The sequence below is a fragment of the Streptomyces hesseae genome (genome assembly GCF_031845785.1).
GTDB lineage: Bacteria > Actinomycetota > Actinomycetes > Streptomycetales > Streptomycetaceae > Streptomyces > Streptomyces hesseae.
The window spans coordinates 85,511-105,547 of record NZ_JAVRFI010000021.1; the positions used below are offsets into that span (position 1 = coordinate 85,511).

General features: G+C 71.1%; 17 protein-coding genes. 11 read left to right on the forward strand and 6 right to left on the reverse strand.

The window, feature by feature from the left end:
* Positions 1-18: 18 nt before the first annotated feature.
* Positions 19-984, forward strand: a complete 966-nt coding sequence (locus RM609_RS26495; protein WP_311614084.1) for a bifunctional riboflavin kinase/FAD synthetase — start codon at positions 19-21, stop codon at positions 982-984.
* A 66-nt stretch (positions 985-1,050) separates the two neighbouring features.
* Here the strand turns inward: RM609_RS26495 and RM609_RS26500 are convergent, their stop codons facing one another.
* The 3 genes from RM609_RS26500 to eccE form a co-directional block, all read right to left on the reverse strand.
* Entirely contained in the window at positions 1,051-3,963 is a 2,913-nt protein-coding gene (locus RM609_RS26500; protein WP_311614085.1) for an SCO5717 family growth-regulating ATPase, read from the reverse strand.
* Between the two features lie 276 nt (positions 3,964-4,239).
* A complete protein-coding gene (locus RM609_RS26505; RefSeq protein WP_311614086.1) occupies positions 4,240-5,022 on the reverse strand; it encodes a hypothetical protein in 783 nt (260 codons plus the stop codon).
* Complete coding sequence (gene eccE / locus RM609_RS26510; RefSeq protein WP_311614087.1) at positions 5,022-6,359, reverse strand: type VII secretion protein EccE; 1,338 nt, start codon at positions 6,357-6,359, stop codon at positions 5,022-5,024. Before eccE ends, RM609_RS26505 begins: the two co-directional genes overlap by 1 nt.
* Before the next feature lie 194 nt (positions 6,360-6,553).
* Here eccE and eccB point away from each other — a divergent pair, with 194 nt between their 5' ends.
* From eccB to RM609_RS26530, 4 genes are read left to right on the forward strand one after another with little or no spacing between them, the layout of a single operon-like run.
* Positions 6,554-8,116 (forward strand): type VII secretion protein EccB, encoded by a 1,563-nt coding sequence (gene eccB / locus RM609_RS26515; protein ID WP_311614088.1) that lies wholly within the window; start codon positions 6,554-6,556, stop codon positions 8,114-8,116.
* A gap of 9 nt (positions 8,117-8,125) precedes the next feature.
* Positions 8,126-9,442 (forward strand): type VII secretion-associated serine protease mycosin, encoded by a 1,317-nt coding sequence (gene mycP, locus RM609_RS26520; RefSeq protein WP_311614089.1) that lies wholly within the window; start codon positions 8,126-8,128, stop codon positions 9,440-9,442.
* A gap of 43 nt (positions 9,443-9,485) precedes the next feature.
* Complete coding sequence (locus tag RM609_RS26525) at positions 9,486-11,063, forward strand: outer membrane protein assembly factor BamB family protein (protein ID WP_311614090.1); 1,578 nt, start codon at positions 9,486-9,488, stop codon at positions 11,061-11,063.
* Positions 11,064-11,109: 46 nt separating this feature from the next.
* The gene (locus tag RM609_RS26530; protein ID WP_311614091.1) at positions 11,110-12,564 is read left to right on the forward strand and encodes an outer membrane protein assembly factor BamB family protein; all 1,455 of its coding nucleotides are present in this window, start codon (positions 11,110-11,112) and stop codon (positions 12,562-12,564) included.
* A gap of 43 nt (positions 12,565-12,607) precedes the next feature.
* Here the strand turns inward: RM609_RS26530 and RM609_RS26535 are convergent, their stop codons facing one another.
* Positions 12,608-12,898, reverse strand: a complete 291-nt coding sequence (locus RM609_RS26535; RefSeq protein WP_311614092.1) for a DUF397 domain-containing protein — start codon at positions 12,896-12,898, stop codon at positions 12,608-12,610.
* A 359-nt stretch (positions 12,899-13,257) separates the two neighbouring features.
* Here RM609_RS26535 and RM609_RS26540 point away from each other — a divergent pair, with 359 nt between their 5' ends.
* The 5 genes from RM609_RS26540 to RM609_RS26560 all read left to right on the forward strand — a co-directional run bounded on the left by RM609_RS26540 (position 13,258) and on the right by RM609_RS26560 (position 17,085).
* On the forward strand, positions 13,258-13,701 hold the full coding sequence (locus RM609_RS26540; protein ID WP_311614093.1) for a DUF2563 family protein: 444 nt from the start codon (positions 13,258-13,260) through the stop codon (positions 13,699-13,701).
* An 18-nt stretch (positions 13,702-13,719) separates the two neighbouring features.
* Positions 13,720-15,081, forward strand: a complete 1,362-nt coding sequence (locus tag RM609_RS26545) for a hypothetical protein (protein WP_311614094.1) — start codon at positions 13,720-13,722, stop codon at positions 15,079-15,081.
* Between the two features lie 82 nt (positions 15,082-15,163).
* A complete protein-coding gene (locus tag RM609_RS26550; RefSeq protein ID WP_311614095.1) occupies positions 15,164-16,327 on the forward strand; it encodes a S8 family serine peptidase in 1,164 nt (387 codons plus the stop codon).
* Between the two features lie 78 nt (positions 16,328-16,405).
* The gene (locus tag RM609_RS26555) at positions 16,406-16,723 is read left to right on the forward strand and encodes a WXG100 family type VII secretion target (RefSeq protein ID WP_311614096.1); all 318 of its coding nucleotides are present in this window, start codon (positions 16,406-16,408) and stop codon (positions 16,721-16,723) included.
* A 53-nt stretch (positions 16,724-16,776) separates the two neighbouring features.
* Positions 16,777-17,085, forward strand: coding sequence for a WXG100 family type VII secretion target (locus RM609_RS26560; protein WP_311614097.1), 309 nt, complete (start codon positions 16,777-16,779; stop codon positions 17,083-17,085).
* 62 nt (positions 17,086-17,147) lie between these two features.
* Here the strand turns inward: RM609_RS26560 and RM609_RS26565 are convergent, their stop codons facing one another.
* A complete protein-coding gene (locus RM609_RS26565) occupies positions 17,148-17,624 on the reverse strand; it encodes an ATP-binding protein (RefSeq protein WP_311614098.1) in 477 nt (158 codons plus the stop codon).
* A 273-nt stretch (positions 17,625-17,897) separates the two neighbouring features.
* Between RM609_RS26565 and RM609_RS26570 the strand changes: the two genes are divergently transcribed.
* Positions 17,898-18,749 (forward strand): helix-turn-helix domain-containing protein, encoded by an 852-nt coding sequence (locus tag RM609_RS26570; protein ID WP_311614099.1) that lies wholly within the window; start codon positions 17,898-17,900, stop codon positions 18,747-18,749.
* On the opposite strand, the gene RM609_RS26575 is transcribed toward RM609_RS26570, so the two are convergent.
* Positions 18,659-19,705, reverse strand: coding sequence for a hypothetical protein (locus RM609_RS26575; protein ID WP_311614100.1), 1,047 nt, complete (start codon positions 19,703-19,705; stop codon positions 18,659-18,661). The genes RM609_RS26570 and RM609_RS26575 overlap by 91 nt on opposite strands.
* Positions 19,706-20,037: the final 332 nt, after the last annotated feature.

Consider the following 20,037-nt stretch of genomic DNA (forward strand, 5'->3'; position numbering starts at 1 on the left):
GGGCGAGGAGCGGGGACAGTGCAGCGCTGGCGTGGCTTGGAGGACATCCCCCAGGACTGGGGGCGCAGCGTCGTCACCATCGGCTCGTACGACGGCGTGCACCGCGGACACCAGTTGATCATCGGTCGTGCGGTGGACCGGGCGAGGTCGCTGGGCGTTCCCTCGGTCGTGGTCACCTTCGACCCGCATCCCAGCGAGGTCGTGCGCCCCGGCAGCCACCCGCCGCTGCTGGCGCCCCACCACCGGCGCGCGGAGCTGATCGCCGAGCTGGGCGTGGACGCGGTGCTGGTCCTGCCGTTCACGGCGGAGTTCTCGAAGCTGTCGCCCGCCGACTTCGTGGTCAAGGTGCTGGTCGACAAGCTGCACGCCAAGCTCGTCGTCGAGGGCCCCAACTTCCGCTTCGGCCACCGGGCCGCGGGCAACGTCGAATTCCTCAAGGAGCTCGGCGGCACCTACGACTTCGACGTCGAGGTCATCGACCTCTTCGTCTCGGGCGACGCGGGCGGCGGGCTGCCGTTCTCCTCGACGCTGACCCGGCGGCTGGTCGCCGAGGGCGACGTCGCGGGCGCCATGGAGATCCTCGGCCGGCCGCACCGCGTGGAGGGCGTCGTCGTGCGCGGCGCCCAGCGCGGCCGCGAGCTCGGCTTCCCCACGGCCAACGTGGAGACCCTGCCGCACACCGCGATCCCGGCCGACGGGGTGTACGCGGGCTGGCTGACCGTCGACGGCGAGGCCATGCCCGCCGCCATCTCGGTCGGGACGAACGTGCAGTTCGACGCGACCGAGCGGACGGTGGAGGCCTACGCCATCGACCGCGTCGGCCTCGACCTCTACGGGATGCACGCGGCCGTGGACTTCCTCGCGTATCTGCGCGGCATGGAGAAGTTCGCGTCCATCGACGCGCTGCTGGACCGCATGGCCCAGGACGTGAAGCAGGCGCGCGACCTGGTCGCCGCGCACGAGGCTGCGGTCGTCGCCGGCTAGCGCACGCTACGACGGAGGGCCCCGGGCGCGATGTACGCGCCCGGGGCCCTCCGCTTTCCCATGTGCCTACTGCTGCGGCGGCAGGGACCAGCCGTCCGGCTGGGGCGGCTGCTGGGGATGCTGGGGCTGCTGTGCGTACGGGCCCGGCTGGGCCGGGGGCATGCCCTGGCCGTACGGGTTGTACTGCGCCTCGGGAGCAGGCGCGGGAGCGGGCGCGTAGCCGCCCGGCATCGGCGGGGCCTGGTGGGGAGCCGCGTACAGGCCCTGTTGCTGCTGGGCGCGGACGAAGTCCTCGGCGACCATGGCGGACAGGTGGAAGTACGCCTCGCGGGTCTTCGGCCGCATCATCTCCAGATCGACCTCGGCGCCGGTGGCCAGATGCTCGTCGAAGGGCACGACCACGACGCCCCGGCAGCGCGTCTCGAAGTGGGAGACGATGTCCTCGACCTTGATCATCTTTCCGGTCTCCCGGACCCCCGAGATCACGGTGATGCTGCGCGAGACCAGCTCGCCGTAGCCGTGCGCGGCCAGCCAGTCGAGGGTGGTGCTGGCGCTGCTCGCGCCGTCCACGGACGGCGTGGAGATGATGATCAGCTGGTCGGCGAGGTCGAGGACCCCGCGCATCGCGCTGTAGAGGAGACCGGTGCCCGAGTCGGTGAGGATGATCGGGTACTGCTTGCCCAGCACGTCTATGGCGCGCCGGTAATCCTCGTCGTTGAAGGTCGTGGAGACGGCCGGGTCCACGTCATTGGCGATGATCTCCAGTCCGGAGGGCGCCTGGGACGTGTAACGGCGGATGTCCATGTAGCTGTTGAGGTGCGGGATCGCCTGGACGAGGTCGCGGATGGTCGCGCCCGTCTCGCGGCGCACCCGGCGGCCGAGCGTACCGGCGTCGGGGTTGGCGTCGATCGCGAGGATCTTGTCCTGGCGCTCGGTGGCCAGCGTCGCCCCGAGGGCGGTGGTGGTCGTCGTCTTGCCGACGCCGCCCTTGAGGCTGATGACCGCGATGCGGTAGCAGGACAGGACGGGCGTACGGATCAGCTCCAGCTTGCGCTGCCGCTCGGCCTCCTCCTTCTTGGCGCCGAACTTGAAGCGGGCCGCCGGGTTCTGCTTCTTCGGCTTCTGCTTCGCCTTCAGCAGCCGCTCGGAGGACAGCTCGACCGCCGCCGTGAAGCCGAGCGGCGCGCCGTGCACGGACCGCTGACGCTGCTCCGGCGTAACGGTCGGCCAGCCGCCGGCCCGGGGGTCGACGGGGACCTCGGGGACACCGGGCTGACCGGGGGCCTGACCCGGAGCCTGGCCAGGGGCCTGGGCTTGGTACGCGCCCGGGTGCGCCGCCGGGTCCATGGCCGGCGGGAGGGCTCCGGGCTGCGGCTGGTGGGCCGCCGCCCCTTCGGTGCCGGGGAAGGGCATGCCGGGGACCGGCGCGCCCGGCTGGGCATACGTCCCGGGCGTACCGGGCATACCGGGCTGCGGCTGCCCGGGCGCGGCGGTGGGAGGCAGCGCGCCGGGGTACGCGTTGGGCTCCGCGGGCGCGGTCGGTCGCGGATAGCCGTAGCCGTCCTGGGGCGCGGGCGAGGGCGGCATGGCCGCGCCGTCCGGCCGGGGGTAGCCGTACCCGTCGTACGACGGCGGCACGGGCGCACCCTCGGGGCGCGGGTAGCCGTAACCGGCCTGCGGCGAGGCGGCGTTGGGAACGGGCATGCCGGGCGCACCGGGCATGCCGGGCGGCACGGGGGCGCCGGGGACCGGCTGCGCCAGTACCGCGCCGGGCACCTCCGCCACGGGCACGGGACCGGGCGGCACGCCCGGCACACCGTACGGAGCGGGCCCGACGGGGGCGCCCCAGGGGGCGGGGGCGTTGGGGGCGCCGAGAGTACCGGGGACGGCCGGTGCGCCCGGGAACGCGGGGGCGCCGTCATCGGTCGGAGCGGGCGCGCTCGGCACGCCGGGAGCGCCGTCACCGATCGGGGCGGCGGCCGACACGCCGTACGGGCCGGCCGGCGCGGGGGCGTTCGGCACGGGGGGAGCGCCGGGGGTGCCGTCGCCGAACGGAGCAGTGGTCGGCACGCCGTCGAGACCGGTCGGCGCGGGGGTGACCGGTGCGCCCGGGACGGCAGGGGCGCTGTCGCCCGCCGGAGCGGTGGTCGGCACGTCGGCGGGGCCGGTCGGCGCGCTCGGAATGCCCGGGACGGGCGGCGTGCCGTCGCCGGACGGAGTGGCAGCCGGCACGCTGTCAGGGTCGCCCGGGGCATCGTCACCGGTCGGCGCGAGGGCCTCCGGGGACGCGTCCGCGGACTGCCGTGTGTCGGCGTCGGCCATCCGGGTGGCGTCGCCCGCCGGACCGTCCCCGTCCTGGGACGAAGTGGTCGACGCGGCCGACACGGGCCGCGGGGCCTCGTCACCGGCGGGCGCCGCCGGGGCGGCGGGCGTGTCGCTCTCCGTCACCGGGGCGTCCACCGGCTCCCCGGCATCGGTGCCCTGGGCCGCGACCGGCGCGTCCGCCTCGGGGTGCGGCATCCCATGACCCGGCGCGGCGGGGTACGGCGCCTGCGGGGGCGGCGGCCAGGCGGCCGGGGGAGCGGTCTGCTGAGCCGCGGGCGGGAAGTTGGGCGGCAGTGGCGGCAGGGAGGCCTGGGGCGCGGGAGGCGGGGTCCACGTGGGCGCCGGGGCCTCGGCCGGCGCGGGCGCCGGAGTCGCGGCGGCCCGCGCCTCCTCGCTGCTCGGAGCGGACGAAGTAGGCGCAACGGGCGCAACAGGAGTAACGGGCGCGACCGGCGCAACCGGAGCGACCGGCGGCACGGGCGCGGGCGCCGCCGCCGACGCGCCCTGCGTGTACCACGCGGGCGGCGTGTAGTCGATGGTGAACTCGCCCGTGTGTTCGGGCTCGTGTTCGTACCCCGGACCGTGGTCGGCGTCGGACCGGTCCTCGCCGGCTGTCTTCCCGGCCGCTCGGATCTCGTCCCGATCGCTGCTCACAATGCCTCCTGCTGGTGTGGTCGGCTGCCCATGGGTTTCGGTGGACTCAGCTGGCGGGGCCGACCGTTACTGTCGCCCCGACCGCCCGGATTTCCCCATCTGTCGCAGGACAGAACCGGCGTCGGGCTTTCCAGTGCGTGCGTACGTTCTTACAGACTAATCGTCATCCGCATCTCCGCGGCAGGCCCGCCCCCGCCCCACCACCCGCCCCTCGGTGCGGCAAGGCTTCCCCGCGCGGAGGCGGGGACACCGCTCCCACGCCGGTGGAGCCGGGTGTCACTCCATGCGCCGGGCGGCTCCCAGCAGACCCGTCTCCGGCTCGGTCGGCCGGGTGGTGACACGCATTCGTGACGAACGTGTGCACCAAAGCGTGACGCCATCGGGGAGCGCGGACAGCGTTTCGACGTCCTCCGGCGGCAGGTTCATCGTCCGGCCGATCTGCCGTGCCTCGTCGGGCGCGACCCGCTGAACGCCCACCAGGTCCGCCTGGGCCATCAGACGCGGCGTGGTGGGACTCGGATAGGGGAGCAGGGTGAGCACCGATTGCCAGGGCGCCGGGCCCGTACGGCCGCGCGGCGGCCGGGCCCCGCAGTCGCGGACGACGAGCACGGGGCTGTGCACGGACGGCCCCTGCGGCGGCATCCGGCCGACGTCGTGGAGCGTGACGCACTGCTGCCCGCTGTTCGCCGACTGCGCGAGCGGCGTCCACAGCTGCCGCCGCCCGGTCTCGACGGCGACCCGCGCCCCCGTACCGACCGCGCGCAGCGCGATGACCTGGGCCGTCCACGCGCCGCCGACCAGGACCACCTCGTAGGGAACGGGCCGCCCGAGGCCCAGGACGGCGGGCGCGCCCTGCTCGTCGGACCCGATGACCACCCCGTCGTCGCCCACGGGCAGCGCCAGCGACGCGAACTCGTCGGGCGCCAGCTCATGCCGTCCGCGGCGCGGCCCGAGCAGCCCGAAGCCGAACCGCGCCCGGCGGGCGGGCGACGCCCCGGCCTGGTTCGCCAACCCAGCCGGGTCCGCAACCCCGTCCGGGTCCGTCACCGGAGTGTTCATCAACGCGTCCCTCCCAGCGGCAGCGTGGCGAGCACGCCCGGCACCTGCTCGTGGTCCAGCCGGACCAGCCCGACCTTCACCGCCCGGGCGGCCCGCTCCAACTCGCGCCGCACCGCGCCCAATTCATCCGCACTGCGCCCACATATCCGTACATGCCCGGTAAGCGTCGGCGCGTGCCGCCCCTCAAGCATCCGCCCCCGGCCGAGCGTCAGGCTCAGCGTCGTCGACAGCGCGGGCAGCGACGTGAGCAGCGCGGCCAACTGCGGCAGACCGGCGCCGCCCGCCCCCAGCCGGGGCCAGCGGCTCACCCAGTACGCCGAGTGCCAGCGGTCGTCGCAGCGCCAGGCGCGCGAGGTCTCCGCCGTGCGCCGCCCGGGCGAGCCGATACGGGCCGCCTGCGCCGTGGCCGCCGGGTTGAGGTCGGCCGCCGCCGCGAGGGCGGCTATCAGCTCCTGCTCGGACAGCGGCGTCGCCGTGAATCCGGCGCCCGGCAGCCGGCTGGCCAGCTGCCGCGCCGCGCGCAGCACACAGCGCCGCGCCCCCTCGGCGCCGCCGCCGCGCGCCGCCACGGCCTCCGGGCACAGCTCCGGGTCGAACTTCAGCGCCACCCAGGTCTGCCGCACTGCCGGGGCGCCGCTCATCTCGTGCAGCAGCGCGTAGTTCCGCGCGGGCAGCGCCTGCGCGGGCAGATGGGGGGCGGGCGCCGGCAGGGTGCTCTGCACCACCTGCACCGACTCCAGCAGGACGCCGTCCACGTCCATCGCGTCCCGCAGCAGGTCCAGCGGCAGCGCCCGCTCGGTCCGCGCGGCCCGCAGCGGCCGGTCCACGGCGTCCACGCGCAGCACGGCCGTCAGGAACGTACCGTCGCCGACCAGTCCGACCGGCTGCCCGTCGCGGTCGGTGAACGTCTCGGTCAACAGCGCCGGTTCGCACTCCACCAGGGGCGCCAGCCGCGGATCCGTACCCGGCGGCACCGGCTGCGCCGTCGCGCGCCGCGCCCGTCGCCGCAGCGCCGCCACGGCGGTCAGCCACTCCATGACGGGCCGCCGTCCCAGCCGTACGAACGCGAGCGCCACCAGCACCGCCGCGACCACGACGGCCGGGACGAGCGCCACCCGTCCACCCGCCCAGCCGGCGAGCACCACGGCCGCCGCGAGCTCCAGCAGCACCAGCTGCGGCAGCCGGACCGGGCCCAGCGTCCCGTGCCCCGGCGCCGGCCGGGGAACGACACCCCCGGCACCGGCGATACCCCCGGCACCGGCGGTCCGCGCACCGGACTCCGGACGCCTCCCGGACTCCGGACCCCTCCCGGCCCGTACGCGCGTCATGGCAGCCACGACCCGTCAAGCCCCCTCGCACATCCCGGAATACACCCGCCGGGAAATCGGATGCCGCCTCGGGAACCCTCCCCCGGCGACAGGTGTCGATCACTTACGGGCATAGTAGAGGCTCGGTACGACACCGGACCCGATAGGGCCGCGCCGGGCGACCGAGGGAAGCCACGGCGAAAACTGGGGAGAAACAGCTCGAGATGGCATCACGGCGGGACGAACTCAACGCCTACACCTTCGCGAAGAAACGGACGGTTGCCGCTTTTCTTCAGCCCTCGCCCACCGGTTCCGAAGAAGGCGCCCCGCGTCCGCTGCGCACGGTCCTGCCCGGCATCGTCATCGGCGCCCTGCTCGTCGCAGGCTTCGGCGCCTGGGGTGTGTTCCGGCCCGTGGCGCCCAAGGGATGGGACGACGTCGCCGCCCATGTGATCGTCGGCAGCGACTCCACCACCCGCTACGTCGTGCTGAAGACGGACGGCAGGAAGCAGCTCCACCCCGTCCTCAATCTCGCCTCCGCCCGGCTGCTCCTCGCCCCCGGCAAGGCCGGAGTGATCAAGGTCCGGGAATCCGAGCTCGACGACGGACATATTCCGCGCGGCCCCACTCTCGGCATTCCGTACGCACCGGACCGAATGCCCACGGCGGCCCAAGCGGGCAAACCGAAACAGTGGGCGGTTTGCCAACAACCCGGCGGCAATGGGAAAACCACCCAGAAAGCGGTCTTCCTTTTCTCCGCGAACGACCCGAAGGCCAGGGCGCTCGACGGCGCCGGACGGCTGCGCGGCGCGCAGGCCCTCTACGTCCAGGGGCCCGACGACGCCCGCTACCTCGTCGACCCCAAGGGCACGCGCTACCTCATCGGCGGACCCGACTGGCAGCACCAGGACCCCGCCGACCGCAGTGTCCTCCTCCGCGCCCTCTTCCCCGACGGCGCCCAGCCCCAGCACGTCACCAAGGAGTGGCTGGGCACCCTCGGCGAGGGCACGCCCATCACCGTCCCCGCCGTCGGCGGCCGCGTCGGCGAACCGGCGGGCGTCCCCACCCTCAAGACCGGGGCCAACCGCGTCGGCATGATCCTCCAGGCCCCCACGGGCGCCACCACCCAGCACTACGTCGTGCTGCCCGGCAAGGTCGCCCGCGTCTCGGAGTTCGTCGCCAAGCTCCTCCTCAGCAGCCGCGACCTCGCCCCCCTCGGCCAGGCCGGCGCCCCCGAGCGCGTGAGCGCCGCCGACTTCACCCCCGACGCCGAGGAGTTCCACGGCGGCGACCACTGGCCCGCCCAGGTGCCCCGCCTCGCGGGCGCCGGCGACCCTCTCGCCGGCGGCGGCACCGTGTGCGCCCTCTTCGGCGGCCTCGACGCCTCCGGCACCCCCGGCCTCGGCGTCTGGACCGGCAAGGACTACCCCGCGCCCCTCCCCGACGGCGCCACCAGCGCCTATGTCACCCCCGGCTCCGGCCTCCTCTACCGCCAGGTCACCGGGCGCCAGACCCACAGCGGCGCGGTCTTCCTCGTCACCGACACCGGCCTGCGCTACGCCGTGCAGTCCAACAACGACAGCGCCACCGACAAGTCGAGGATCGGCGAGGAGCCCGGCGGGGCCCGGTCCGGCGAGCAGCCCACGGTGCCCGAGGCCGACCAGGCCCGCGTCCGGCTCGGCTACAAGGACGTCGAGCCCGTGCCCGTACCCGCGAACTGGTCCCAATTCCTGCCGACCGGGCCACGGCTGGACACCAACAGCGCCAAGCAGCCACAGGGTTCGTGAGGAACGCCCGTGAACGCCCGTAAGCGAACGAACGCCCGTAAGCGAACGCAGGCCCTCCGCTCCGCCACCCTCCTCTCCGCCACCCTGCTGACCGCCCTCACCACGGGGGCGGCGCCCGCTCCCACCTCCCCGGCCCCGGTCGCCCTGGACGGAAGCGGCGAGTGCACCTACCCCGCCAAACCCATCAAGGGCACCCCCTGGTCGCTCCAGCGCGTCCTCCTCGACCAGCTCTGGCAGGACACCCGGGGCAGGGACGGCCACGGCAACCCCGTCCGCGTCGCCGTCATCGACACCGGCGTCGACAACCTCAACCCGCAGCTCAAGGACGCCGTCGACGCCAGGAGCGGCACCGACCTGCTCACCGGCGCCAAGGACCCGGGCGGCCAGGGCCCCGCCCCGGCACCCGGCCCCGCCGCCGGACCCGCGGGTCCCACCGTCGACCCCGTCGGCCACGGCACCAAGGTCGCCGGCATCATCGCCGCCCGCCCCTCCCCGACGAGCGGATTCGTCGGCATCGCCCCGGAGTCGGTCATCATCCCGATCCGGCAGAACGACGAGAAGGGCACCGGCACCTCCCGCACTCTCGCCGTCGGCATCCGGCAGGCCGTCGACGCGGGCGCCCGCGTCATCAACATCTCCCAGGACACCGCCACCCCGCTGCGCCCCGATTCCGACCTGGAACAGGCCGTCCAGTACGCCCTCGCCCACGACGTCGTCGTGGTCGCCTCGGCCGGCAACGACGGCGCCGACGGCCAGGCCAAGGCCACCTACCCGGCCGCCTACCCCGGCGTCCTCGCCGTCGGAGCCTCCGACCGCAACAACGAGCGGGCGCCCTTCTCCCAGTCCGGCGACTTCGTCGGTGTGGCCGCGCCCGGCGTCGACATGGTCTCCACCGTCCCCGGCGGCGGACAGTGCGTCGACCACGGCACCAGCTTCTCCGCCCCCTACGTCGCCGGGGTCGCCGCGCTCATCCGCGCCAAACACCCCGACTGGAAACAGCACCAGGTGGTCGCCCAGATCGAGCAGACCGCGGAACGCCCGTCCGTCGGCCGCGACCGCTACATCGGCTGGGGCGTCGTCGACCCCGCCCGCGCCCTCACCGAGGACGACCACCCCCTCGACCGCGTCACCGCCCCCGGCGGCCCGGCCCACCCCGTCGCCGCCCCCGAACCCGCGGCCCTCCCCCTGGGCGAGAGCCCGCAGGAGCGACAGGCCCGCCTGGCCACCTACGCCCTGGGCGGCACCGCCGCGCTGGTCGCCGCGATCGCCGGCTCCGCCGTCGTCGTACGGGACCGCAACCGCCGCCGCGTCCGTACGGACACGTGAGCGCCCCATCGGCCGCTGCGGGCGGCACCGCAGAAAGGAATCCATGACTCAGCCACCACCCCACCCCCCGCACGGCGGCGAACTCCCGCCGGAGGCCCCGCGGCAGCGGCCGCCCCAGATCTGGGACACCCGCTACGACCAGCGCGACCCGAGCACCGTCCCGGCGTCCCCCATCACCGCGCCCCAAGGCGGCCCGGCCGGCTTCGGCCCCGCGCCCGGCGCGTTCGGACCGGCGACGCCGGGCACCTCGGACGCCGCCGGTGCCCAGGGCTCCGGTGGCGGGCAGGGCTCCGGTGGTACCCAGGGTTCCGGCGGGGGCGGCAAGCGGCGCAAGGCCCTGATCATCGGGCTGGGGCTGCTGCTGGTGGCCGGAGCGGGCACGGGCGGCTGGCTGCTCTGGGGCCGCGGCGGAAACGATTCACCGAAGCCGAAGGGCCCGCCCCAGGCCGTCGCCGCCAAGCTCGACTGGGTGGCGGCCCTGCCGGAGGAGGACAAGAAGGAGTCCCACCCGCTGGGGCCGCTGTGGTTCGCCAAGGACAAGGTCGCCGTGACCACCAGCCGGGCGGTCACCGCGTACGACGGCAAGACCGGCAAGGTCGCCTGGACCATCCCCGCCCCCGACGGCGGGTACACCTGCAAGAGCTCCGCGAAGCCCGCCGACGGCGTCGCCGCCGTCATCCACGGCAAGGGTCCTTACGACTGCAACATGGTGATGGCCGTGGACCTGGCGCGCGGCCGTGTGCTGTGGTCCAAGGAACTCACCAACGACAAGGGCCTGAGCAGCAGCGCCAGCTCGGCCGACATCACGATCGGCCAGGGCGTCATATCCGTGGCGGACGGCGGCGACCCGAAGGTCTTCGCCATCGCGGACGGCAGCCGCCGCAAGCCCCACGACTACGGCTGCCAGGAGCGCGGCTCGTTCACCGACGGCTCCGGGCGGCTCACCATCGCCCAGTGCCAGGCCTTCGGGCGGATCTACGTCATGAACGTCGACCCCAGGACCGGCAATGAGAACTGGATCTGGAAGGTCCCGGACGGCATCAAGGTCAAGAACGTCCTCTCCGTGAAGCCCGCCGTCCTGGTGGTCGGCCGGGAGAACGACAACGACCCCTCGGACCTCGCCAGCCTCGACGAGAACGGCCGGCTGAAGACCCTGATATCCGTCTCGGCCGGACCCTACGACCTCTCGGACTGCACCTTCGGTGAGCTGGCCTCCTGCCGTATGGCGGTGGTCGACGGGAACACGGTCTACCTGTCCACGGCCGGCAAGGAGTACACCAACGACGGCGCCAACCCCAACGCCGTCGTCGCGATCGACCTGACCACGGGAAAGCAGCGCTGGAGCACCACGCTGAGCGGCAACCGCAGCAACCGCCCCGTGACCATGCGGGACGGACGGCTGCTGGTCTACCAGCAGGCCACGAAGGACGAGAGCGGAAAGCTGCTCTCCCTCGACCCGGCCGACGGCAAGGCGGCCGACTTCATGCGGCTGCCGCAGGAGTCCAACGAACGCGAATACGACATCGCTCGTCGAGGCATCGCCTACTTCCATGACGACCACTTCTACGTGGCCGTCATGGAAGGCATGACCGGCAGCACGATGATGATGGCCTTCCACTGACGCGTGCGTGTCCCCGAATGAGAACAGCGATCCAGGAGCCCCGTCAGTGACACAACCCCATCACCCCTCGTACGGATACCCGCACCCCCCGACGGCCCCGGGCCATCCGCAGGTCGCACCGCCGCCGACCGTGCCGTCCCAGCGGCCCGTCTCCAGCCTCGGCGGGAACTTCACCCCCCGCCGTCCGCTGTGGCGCAGGCCCGCCGTGCTCGTCGGTCTGGCGCTCGTCCTGCTGCTCTCGGCGGGCGGCTGGGCCCTGTGGTCCGCCATGGGCGACGACTCCTCCAAGCAGGGAAAGAAGGACGGCGGTCAGGCGCGGGCCGCGGGGGCGGCCGTCTGGTGGGCGAAGTCGCGGACCAAGCCCGACGACAAGATGGCACAGTCCCTCGGCACCTGGTTCACCTCGACGCTCGTCGTCAAGGCCGAGCCGGACGTGGTCACGGCCTATGACATCAGGACCGGCGAGAAGAAGTGGTCCCTCCTCCTCACCGGCTCGCTCTGCGCCGCCTCCCGCGACACCGAGGGGGACGTGGCGGTCGTCGCCGTCATGTTCGGCAACCACTGCATGAACCTCAAGGCCATCGACCTGCGCGATGGCCACCGGGTGTGGGACGAGCTGCTGATGGACGAGAAGGACGCGGGGGACAGCCTCGACCCGGAGAAGTGGGGCAAGTCGGGCCCGAAGCTCGCCGTCCACGACGGCCACGTCTACACCGCCTGGAAGGACGGCGAGCAGACGCGCGGCCTCGCCGACGGCAAGCGCGTGGACCAGCAGAAGCAGAACGCCTGCGAATGGGCCGACGCGGCGGGCGGCAAACAGCTGATCGCCATCACCTACTGCGGGGACCGCGAAATCAAGATCCGCTCACTCGACCCCAGGAAACTGGACAAGCCGAAGTGGACCACGTCCCTCAAGCGCAATGACGGCTTCGTGTCCGTCATCTCCACGGACCCGCTGGTCCTCTCGCAGTCGCCCGGCGTCGGCGGCACGGACAACCGGTACGACTTCGTCGTCCTGGACCCGGGCACCGGAAAGGAGAAGACACGCGTCCCCTACAACAGCTACTGGCGCCTGGGCACGTGCTTCCTCGTGACGTCCGGCTGCACCGGAGCGCTGGTCGACAAGGACGGCCTGTACGTCGCGGGCCAGGGCGTGACGATGGCCTACGACCTGACCACCGGCAAGGAACGCTGGACGTACAAGGGCGACGCCAACCGCGTCACGATCCCGGTAGCCGTACGGAAGGGCCAACTGGCCACGTTCATCCCCGCGACACCCGACCGCCCCGGCCGGACCGCGTACGTATCCGCGGCGACCGGCAAGGAAGTACGCACGGTCGACCACTCGAACGACGATCGCGACCGCAAGAACGAAGCCGCGATGGGCAAGGCGCCGGGCGCCCCCCACCTGGTGAACGACCGCCTGCTCCTGGTCAACGACGGGCCGATCGGCGGCGAGAACGACGGCATCATCTTCGCGATCAGCGCACCGGACGCGTGACGGGGGGCGCGCCGGGGGCACCCGGTACGCCCCACGCCGGCCGTTACTCCTTGGCGTCGCCCGGGGCGCCGGTAGCGGCGACGCTGTCGCCGCTACCGTCCTCGACCTCGATGTCGAACTCCCCGTCACGCACGCCCAGGACGAACGCCTCCCACTCGCTCGCGGTGTAACGCAGCACGGTGTCGGGGTCGTTCGAGGCCCGCATTCCGACAGCGCCCCCCTCCAGATACGCGATCTCCACACGCACCTCGGAAGTGTCACCCGGGGCGCTGAGCCACTCGGCGCCCGAGATGTCCATGGCGTACAGCGCTTCCTTCTCTTCTTCTGTGGCCACTGCGCGGGACTCCTCTTCCGATCAACCGACGGTATGGGTGCGAGGCACCGCCGCCGACGCTAGCAATCGGCGGGGGCGTGGCGACGGGAGTTCGGCCACCTGTCCATCGATCGACTCAATATCCGAAGCGGGGAAAGCGGTTCATTCCATGACCCAACCGTTCCGCGTATCCACCCGCACAGGTGAATCCGCCGCACCACCCGCCTCATCCCCGACCTCCGCACGCCCGGATGGCGTCCGGCTCGCCCCAGGACCCTGGTCGCCCACCTCGCGGTAGCCGCGGCCTGACGCATATCTGACGCGCGCCTGGCGGAATTTGGTCGGAGCGTGTCAGTGCCTGTGACTACAGTGACGAGCACATGGGGGAGGGGAAGTTGGGGATGGACGCCCGGGGGACGAACGACCACCTGGCCAAAGAGGCCGAGACGCTGACGACGTTCAAGAACCGCATCGACAAGGTGCTGGCCGACCTGGAGACGTCCGCGGCCTCACCGAAGTCGATGGGCGACCAGAAGGTCGCTCATGACGCCTTTGGCAGGGGCTTCGGCTCGGCCGAAGGCCTGGCTGCGCTGTACGACGCGGTCCACGCGAGGCTGGAGACCCTCTCGAAGGTCTTCGGCGATCAGGTCGAGGCCATGGGCCTCGCCGCGCTCGTCGCCGAGCGCGGCTACGACGGTATCGACGCGGACGAGGCCGCCCGGATGCGGGCGATCCAGGAGCGCGCGCACGCGTACGAACACGGCCCGACCACCCGGAGCACCGCACCCGGCACGCCCGCGGGAACCGGCGGGACCGGACTCTAGGGGGAGGACGAGACAGGAATGTCGGACGCGGAATTCCAGGGAAAGCCGCACGAAGCGCTGTACGCCATGGTGGCCGATGCCAAGCCGGAACATTTGCACGAAGTCGGAAAGGCCCTCAAGAAGGCCTTCGCGGATCTGGACGGGATCAGCAGGGACCTGAAGGAACACGTCGGCCGCGTCAGACTCGAGGGCGAGGGCGGCGACGCCTTCCGCAAGTGGGGCGAGCAAATGGTCATGCAGACCACGAAGCTGGCGCATTATGTCTCGTCGGTCGGCTCGGCGATGGACCACGCGTCCGAGGGCCTGACCAAGGCCCGGTCGAGCATGCCCAAGCCGACCGGGTCCGTGTGCTTCACGGACCCGGAGAAGGAGCGGGCGCGCCTGAAGGCAGCGGAGACGGACCGCCAGCACGCGGTGGATGCGATGCGGACGCTGGATTCGTATTACCGGACGGTGCAGGCGGATCTGGGGAGGCTGGAGGAGCCGCGGTTTGTGCTGCCGCCAGCGTTGCAGGCCGCGCCGGAAGAAGGCTGGGAGCGGCCCTATGAGGCATCGCCTTCAAGCGGACATGCGACGGACGGCGGGTCTTTCGGGTCGCCTTCATCGCATGCCGTCGGCGGTTCCGGCGGGGCGGCATTTGCCGCACCTCATGTCGACAGTGCGGCAACCGGTGCATTGCTTCCGGGCACGGTCGGACACGGAAGCGTCGGCGCGGGGGCGGCAACGGCCCCCGGTGCCGGGTCGACATCGGGAACGAACGTCGATTCAACGACTGTTCTGCCGTCGTCCCACACACTTGTCCCGGCACCTGATCCCGTTCAGCATCACGGCGGTGCCCCTGCGCCGCAGGGGCCCGGCGGGCCACCTCCCGTGTTGCCCCCGATGCCGGGTGGCCTGACCATGCCCCGGGGTGCTGGCTTGCCACGCCCGGACGAAGGGATCGTGGGAGGTCTACCGGCTCGTCCGGGAGGCGGGGCCGTCACCGCGAAGCTGCCGAGGGGGACGGTCGTCGGCGACGAGCGCGGTCTGCCCGGTCGCGGTCCGATGGGGGCGGGCGGTTACCCCGGAGCGGCTGTTGGCATGCCCGGTGCGCACGGCATCGGTGTCGGCCGGAGGTCGGCCTCCGAGCCGGGTGGCGTTGTCGGCAGCCCCCGTGGTTCGGTCTCGGAGCAGGCGTTGTCCCGCGCGAGGTCGGAATTCACCCAAGGTGGTTCCGGGCTCGTACGCGGGACGCAGGCACCGGGCGCGGTGCCGCATGTCGGTGCCGTCGCGCCTGGAGCTGCCCGGCGGTCGACTGGCGGCCGACCTTCGTACCTCACGGAGGATGAGGAGACATGGACAGGTGGGCGGCGCAACACAGTCCCGCCCGTCATCGAGTAGCTCGCCTCTTGCACACCCTTCTCAAGGAGACTTCGGACCAATGCCACGCGGGCCCCACCGCCTGAGACACCGCACTCTGCCGGTGCCCTCTCTCCTGGCCGCCGCAACGCTGACTCTCTGCGGTACCGCTCCGCATGCCGTAGCGGACGAGATGGCGTCACGGCAGTGGTATCTGGACGCCATGCAGGCTCAGCAGATGTGGACTGTGAGCCGGGGAGAAGGCATCACCGTCGCGGTGGTGGACACGGGGGTCGACTCGTCGATTTCTGAACTGAAGGGGAAAACGGTCCAGGGCGACGACGTGTCCAACAAGCCCCTGGGAGCCGACGTCGACAAAGTCGGCCACGGAACGAATATGGCCACGCTGATCGCAGGAGCCGGGGATGGAGGCGGAATCCAAGGGCTGGCGCCGGGAGCCAGGATCCTGCCCGTCAGAACCGTGGGCGCGGGACTTGCGGATGCCAGTGATCCGATCATGGCCAGAGCAATCCGCTACGGGGTGGATCACGGCGCTCGTGTCATCAACATTTCGATGGGTGCCCCCGGAGACATCAGCCAGTCGCCGCAGACGGAAGCAGCGGTGAGGCACGCCTTGGCCAAGGGGGCGCTCATCTTCGCCGCGTCAGGAAACGACAGGGACAAGGGGAACCTGCCCAACTACCCCGCGGCAATCCCCGGAGTCGTATCCGTGGGCGCGATCGACAGCACCAGCACGGTCACCAAGTGGTCGAACAGCGCCAGCAACGTGGCCCTCGCCGCGCCGGGGGAGAACATCCCGGGCCGCTGCACCAAGAGCGAGGGGTTCTGCGATGGCGGCGGCACGAGCCAAGCCACCGCCCTCGCCTCCGCCTCCGCCGCCCTGATCTGGTCCAAACACCCGGACTGGACAAACAACCAGGTCCTCAGGGTCCTGCTGGAAACCGCCGGCAAGCCGACCACGGGCAAGATCCCGAGCCCGTACATCGGCTACGGTATCGTCCGCCCCCGCAAAGTCCTCCTGGACGGCGAGGGCGATCCCGGCCCCGCTGACGTCAACCCGCTGCTCGCCGCCGGCGAATCCGCCTCGCCGAAGCCGCTGCCTTCGAGTGGCTCGACGTCATCGGCGACTCCGAACCGCCGTTCCGCCGCAGAGCCCGGCTCCGCCAAGGGCGGCGGTACCGCTCTGTCGTGGGGCGTCGGTATCGGCATCGTAGCGATCGCCGGTGTCGCGGTCACCACGTTGATGGCGCGGCGCCGACGGCAATAGCAAGGGGCACGGGCCGAATCACAAAGCGCGAATCCGAAACGTACCGATTCGCAATCAACTCATGGGGGATGGTGAAACATGTCGAACACTCAGAAGGTCAATGACGACGCGTTCAGGACGTTCAAGAACGCCATGGACCAGTCGAGCCAGGCGTTCACGGCCAACCTGCGCACCCTGTCCAATGCCATCGCGACCGTCGACGGCGCATGGAAGGGCCAGGCCAGCACGGTGTTCAAGACCGCGCAGGAGGAGCTGAACAGGGAGCACGACGCCGTGCGGCGCCTCATTGACCACGTCAGCGAGGCGGTGGCCAAGACGCATACCCTCACCGGCGCCACCGACCAGGAAATCGCATCGAGCGTTGGCTCCGCCAGCGCCATCGACCAGTACAGCTAGTAGTCAGAACAGCTGGGCCCTGAGCGCCCAAACACGACATGGGGAGCGGGAAAATGGCAACAAACGGTGGCGAACTCCTTGTCACTTACGCCTCCCTGCGGGAGACCGCAGGGCAGATCAAGGGCGCGGCGGGCGTGATCCAGAACGAGATCGCGGCCATGAAGTCGGCCGTCGCCAACGTCTCTGCCGGCTGGGAGGGCGAGGCCAAGACGGCGATGGAGGACGCCCAGAAGCGTCTCCAGGACAAGGCGAACAAGATCGGGGAGATCCTCGAGCGGGTCTCGGCAAAGATCCAGGAGGGCGCCGACCACTACCAGGTCACGGACGTGAAGGCGTCACGGCTCTTCACCGAGGGCTACTGAGCCTGGTCCGCAGAGCACCGGGGGTGGGCAGCCGCACAGCGGGAGCCCACCCTTCCGCGTGCTCAGATCCGTGCGTAGAGCGCTCCCGCCTCTCGCGGGAGCACTACCCAGACCTTGCTCCCGCGGAGGGGCGTGTCGGCCTCGGCCAGCCCACAGATCCGGCCGCACGTGTCGGCGACTGTATCCAGCAATGACAGCGCCTCCCTCCGCCGCTCAAGACACGCGGCGATGATTTCCGCTGCCTCGTGCGCGGGGTGCTCGTCGAACACGGTCAGTCTCAGCACGCCGAAGCGCCACCGCATCGACAGGTGGGTCTCACGCCCGGGCGTGAACGCGTAGGCACTGGCGAGGAGTTCGGACGCCGCGAGGACGCCGAGCTCAGCCAGATCGCCGAGCTCGTGTTCACGCAGCACGGTACGTACGAGATTGCGCGCGGCGCCAAGGCAGTACGGGCCTCCGGGCAAGCCGAGGGAGTAGTTGAAGTTGGCGGGCGTCGGCACGGCCGACGTCTCCAGTGGACGGAGTGCGCTGTTGCTCATGCGCGGACACTCCAAGTGCTGAGGCAGTTGGGAGTTCTGGCACGCTGACCTGTGCCGGTGGCTTGCCTCCCTGGGCGCGGGTACACCCACTCCAGGGAGAGTTGGGCATGCTCGCGCGGTGCGCTTCCGGCTCTGTCGCGTGTGAGCGGTGCGTCACCGAATGTAGGGGCACTCGGGCACGCCGGACAACCTTGTCCGCAAAGACAACCCTGTCGGTGGACGTGGCCCCTGACGCCACGGCATGCTTCGCATAGATCGCAAGGAGGGGGTCGGATGCCGTCGAGGAGCCATCCCACGCAGCGGCAGCGACGCCTGGGCATCGAGTTGCGCAAGCTTCGCGAGGCCGCGGGCATGAGCGCCCAGGACGCGGGTGCGCTGATCAACATCAAGGCCTATCAAGTCAGCCACCTTGAAGCCGGCCGCGTGGGGATCACCCCGGGCCGCCTGCGCACCCTGGCATGCAACTACGGCTGTGCGAACGAGAGCCTCGTGGAAGCGCTGGTGGCGTTGGCGGACGAGCGGGACAAGGGCTGGTGGGAGGAGTACCGGGGGTCTCTGCCTCCGGGGTACCTCGACATCGCCGAGCTGGAGGATGGTGCGCGCAAGATGCGCACGTCATCCAGCGTCCACATTCCCGGGCTGCTTCAGACAGAGGATCACGCACGGGCGATCTTCGAGGAGGCGGTGCAGCCGTTGCCGACCCGGGAAGTGGAGCTCAGGCTCGTTCACCGCATGCGGCGGCAAGCGGTACTGGACCACAAGGAACCACCTCAGCTCGATGCGATCATCCACGAGGCGGCATTGCGTATGCAGTTCGGGGGCCGCAAGGCTGCGCTCGCTCAGCTTGAGCATCTCCTGGCCGTGAGTGAGCGGGACCACGTGCGAATCCGTGTCCTGCCTTTTGCCGCAGGGGGCTTCCCCGGTGCTGGGCAGACTGTGTTCTACGCCTACGGGGCGGTCTCGCAGCTCGACACGGTTCAACTGGACGCCGCGCACACCACGGTCTTCCTCACCGCTGAGCACCAGTTGGAGAACTACCGCGGCTTGTTCGAGCGCGCAGAGCGCAAGACGCTGTCGCTGAAACAGTCCCGTGAACTGATCCACGCAATCGCCAAGGAAGCATGAGAGGACCGGCCATGTCGGAGATCAAGTGGCAGGAGCCCTACTGCTCGGGCGGCGGAAACGCCTGCATCCAGGTCGGCCTCACCGCCGACGGCACCCCCATACTCAGAGAGACCGCCCGCCCCCACGAGCTCGTCACCACCACCCGTGAGGGCCTGCGCAACTTCATAGAGGCCGCCAAGCGCGGCGAGCTTGACCAGTTCCTCTAGAGACCGCCTACCCCAGGCGGGACCGCGGCCGGTTCGCCGGTGGACGACCCGTGCGCGGAACTCGTCGATCGACATCGTCCGGTCAGCCGGTGGCATATGGATCGAAACCTTGTCGCCGAACGAGTCGTAGACGGTCGTGCTGGTACGGCCGTCGCGGGTCGACTGGATCTGGAGGATGTACGGCTTCCCCGTGGCCGCGATCTGATAGACGTCCCTGCTCTGGTCGGAAGCGCTTTGACCTGTGGTGACCATGGCAATGGTTCTGATCCCGTTGACCGTGGAGTTCTGTTCCGGAGCGAGGTCCGCGCCTTCGGAGACGGTGTAGAGGCTGTCGCAGCTCGACTTGGTCTTGGTGGCCACGTAGATGCCGGCGAGAGAGTCCGGCACCGTCACCGGGGAGTGCTCGACCCTCTGCAAAGTATCGGCAGCGATGGCCGCGCCGAGATATATCGTGCCGTCCTCGCAGTACGTGTCGCCGTTCTTGCCTGCCTTCACCGTGCTGTGGACGCCGGTGCGTGGGTCGGACCACGTCTCCGCCTGGCCGCCGTCGAGGGCGGTTGTCGTGCCGGAGGAGTGGAACGTCGTGGACTTCATGGTGTCGTTCACGCTGCGGATCAACTCGAGGGTGTCGGTGATCTCGGACGCGCTCCTGGGCTCTTCCGTTTTCGAGGAAATGCTGCCGCAGGCCGTCAGTATCCCGCCCAGCAAGGCGAGAACAACGGCTGATCGGATGACGCTCTGGCGGTGCACTGAGCTACTCCGTTCGACTGGTACCGGCCTTCGCGAGAGCGACCGCCGTCAAGACGAACGCTCCGGCCAGGCCGAGGCCTGCGAACCCCAGACGTTGTGTGTGGGCCATGGAGCAGCGTTCTTCGAAAGGCCCTTTCGGGAAGACGACTGATCCACAGCTGAAGTTCCTGGTTCTCTCGTCGAATATGCCGTACGTGTTGCTTGGTTTAACCGGAAATAGCAGGGCGAAGACAGCGCCTGCGGCTAGCACAACGATCAGAAATATTCGAAGCTCCTGCGCCAGGCTCTGGCTGCCTTGCTGAGGTGACTGGTTGTCATGGGTGGGTGACACG

Bases quoted from the DNA above. Each gene is read 5' to 3' on its own strand.
- RM609_RS26505 (WP_311614086.1), bottom strand. From the start codon at position 5,022: ATGAACACTCCGGTGACGGACCCGGACGGGGTTGCGGACCCGGCTGGG.
- eccB (WP_311614088.1), top strand. From the start codon at position 6,554: ATGGCATCACGGCGGGACGAACTCAACGCCTACACCTTCGCGAAGAAA.
- RM609_RS26525 (WP_311614090.1), top strand. From the start codon at position 9,486: ATGACTCAGCCACCACCCCACCCCCCGCACGGCGGCGAACTCCCGCCG.
- RM609_RS26540 (WP_311614093.1), top strand. From the start codon at position 13,258: ATGGGGGAGGGGAAGTTGGGGATGGACGCCCGGGGGACGAACGACCAC.
- RM609_RS26545 (WP_311614094.1), top strand. From the start codon at position 13,720: ATGTCGGACGCGGAATTCCAGGGAAAGCCGCACGAAGCGCTGTACGCC.
- RM609_RS26555 (WP_311614096.1), top strand. From the start codon at position 16,406: ATGTCGAACACTCAGAAGGTCAATGACGACGCGTTCAGGACGTTCAAG.
- RM609_RS26560 (WP_311614097.1), top strand. From the start codon at position 16,777: ATGGCAACAAACGGTGGCGAACTCCTTGTCACTTACGCCTCCCTGCGG.
- RM609_RS26565 (WP_311614098.1), bottom strand. From the start codon at position 17,624: ATGAGCAACAGCGCACTCCGTCCACTGGAGACGTCGGCCGTGCCGACG.
- RM609_RS26570 (WP_311614099.1), top strand. From the start codon at position 17,898: ATGCCGTCGAGGAGCCATCCCACGCAGCGGCAGCGACGCCTGGGCATC.